This is a genomic window from Stenotrophomonas sp. STEN087 (genome assembly GCF_056759115.1).
The window spans coordinates 1-2,461 of record NZ_JBRRCR010000163.1 but is presented as its reverse complement, the minus strand read 5'-3'; the positions used below and the strand labels follow the sequence as shown (position 1 = coordinate 2,461).

Genomic DNA, 2,461 nt, shown 5'->3' with positions numbered 1-2,461 from the left:
GGGGCCCGCCCCCCCCCCCCCCGCTCCGGCCCCCCCCCCCCACGGGCACATGGGGGGCCCCCCCCCGGGGGGCCCCCCCCGGTGGGAAAAAAACGCCCCGCCCGGGGGGGGGGCCCTGGACCGGCTTATTCGCCGATGTGCTGCTTCAGCCAGGCGTTGACGGTGCCATGCCACAGGATGCTGTTGTTCGGCTTCAGCACCCAGTGGTTCTCGTCCGGGAAGTACAGGAACTTCGATTCGATGCCCTGGCGCTGGGCGGCGGTGAACGCGGCCAGGCCCTGCTCGACCGGAATGCGGAAGTCCTGCTGGCCGTGGATGACCAGGATCGGCTTCTTCCAGTCGGCCACGTGGTTGACCGGGTTGAACTTCTCGAAGTTGGCGGCCTTCTCGTACGGCGTGCCGCCCTGCTCCCACTCGGTGAACCACAGTTCTTCGGTGGCGTAACCCATCATGCGCTGGTCGAACACGCCGTCATGGTTGACCAGGCACTTGAACGGGCTGTTCCAGTTGCCGGCGATCCAGTTGACCATGAAGCCGCCGTAGCTGGCGCCCAGCGCACAGGCCTTGTCACCGTTGAGGAAGGAATACTTCTTCAGCGCCGCGCTCCAGCCCTTCTGCAGGTCTTCCAGCGGGCGATCGCCCCAGTGCTGGCTGATCGCATCGGTGAAGGCCTGGCCGTAGCCGGTGGAACCGTGGAAGTCGATCATGACCACGGCATAGCCCTGGCCGGTGTAGGTCTGCGGGTTCCAGCGGTAGCTCCAGCCGTTGCCGAAGCTGCCCTGCGGGCCGCCGTGGATCAGGAACGCGACCGGGTAGGACTTGCCTTCCTGGTAGTTGTGCGGCTTGACCACGTAGCCGTGCACGGTGTCGTTGTTCCAGCCCTTGAACTCGAACTGTTCGAAGTCGCCGAAGTTGACGTCCTTCAGCACCTCGCCAGCGGCCGGGGTCAGCGCGCGCAGCTCGCCGATCGGCTGGCCGGCGGCCGGCAGCATGCCGACCAGCACCTGGTCGTTGCTCTTCAGGCTGTTGCGGGTGATGGCCACGCTGTTGCCGGCCACGCTGACCGAGGACACGGTGCCATCGCCGATGACCTTGGTGGCCTTGCCGCTGGCTACGTCGATCTGGAACAGCGGGTGCTCGCCGAGGTCGTCGGTGGTGGTGTAGATGCTGGCGCCATCGGCGGACAGGTTGATCTCACCGGCCGAACGATCCCACTGCGGGGCGATCTCGCGGGCCTTGCCGCTGGCCAGGTCCATCGCCATCAGGCCGAAGCGGTCGGCTTCGAAGCCCGGCCGCTTCATGGCGCGGTAGAACAGGGTCTTGCCGTCGGCGCTGAACACCGGGCCGGCATCCCAGGCCGGGTTGGAAGCGGTCAGGTTGACCGGCGCCTGCGTGCCGGCGGCATCGAAACGGTACAGGTCGAAGTTGGTCGACCACGGTTCCTGCTTGCCGGCCACGCGGATGCTGGCAACCACGCTGGCGCCGTCCGGCGACCAGGTGAAATCGTCATTGCCACCGAACGGCTTGGACGGTGCGTCGCCATCGATGGTCGCGCTCAGCGCCGAGGCGCCCTTCACCGGGCCGGCCTTGGCCGTCGGCAGCGGGGCCACGAACAGGGTGTTGCGGCGGCCGTCGTTCCAGGTGTCCCAATGGCGCACGAACAGCGAATCGAAGACCTTGCCGCTCGCCTTGGCGTCGGCCACGTCCTTGAGCTTCTTTTCGGTGCAGGCCAGGTCCGAGGCACAGGCCTGGAACACGCCGGCGCTGAACAGCACGCGGTCGTCCTGCGGCGAGACGTGGTAGCTGTCCACGTCCACCGGGAAATCGGTCAGCTGGCGCGGGGTGCCGCCACTGATGCCCTGTGCGTACAGCTGCTGGCTGCCGTTCTTGGCGCTGAGGAAGTACACGGTCTGGCCGTCGGCCGACAGCGAGGCCGAATTGACGTTCCAGCCGGCCGGGGTGATCTGCTTCGGCGGTGCCGCATCGCGGGTGCGCAGGTTGCGCGCGAACAGCGCGGTGCTGGACTTGAGGTTGGCATCGGTGCTGCGCTTGGCGAACACCACGGTGCCGCCGTCAGCGGTCAGGACCGGGGCGGAGACGCGATCCATGGCCACCATGTCGCGGACTTCCAGGCCACGGGCAGCGGCGACGCTGGGCAGGGCGGCCAGCAGGCTCAGTGGCAGCAGGGCATGACGCAGTTTCATCGGGATCTCCGCAGGACGGCAAAAAACCGATGGTAGGCCCGTGCAGGCGCGGCTGCCAAGGCCATCGGTCATGGCCGCCCGGGCGGGTGGATGCCTTCGCCAGAAGAAGCAAACCCCGCCGTGGCGGGGTTTGCGGGTGCGACGGTAGTGGCGGGGGGCGGCGGGGGCGCCCCCGCGCAGGCGCGCCAGCCCCGCGCCCGGGCCCCCGAACAAAAGCACCGAGGCGGCGGCCGGGGGCGGGGGGAGCCCCCCCCCCC

The 2,461-nt window shown here is 68.7% G+C and carries 1 protein-coding gene; it reads right to left on the bottom strand.

Annotated elements, in window-relative coordinates; genetic code table 11:
* Nucleotides 1–125: 125 nt before the first annotated feature.
* Nucleotides 126–2,204 (bottom strand): S9 family peptidase, encoded by a 2,079-nt coding sequence (locus ACVOK1_RS20425; protein WP_481563092.1) that lies wholly within the window; start codon nt 2,202–2,204, stop codon nt 126–128.
* Between the last annotated feature and the right edge of the window lie 257 nt (nt 2,205–2,461).

Coding starts and splice junctions, on each gene's coding strand:
- ACVOK1_RS20425 (WP_481563092.1), bottom strand. CDS start 2,204: ATGAAACTGCGTCATGCCCTGCTGCCACTGAGCCTGCTGGCCGCCCTG.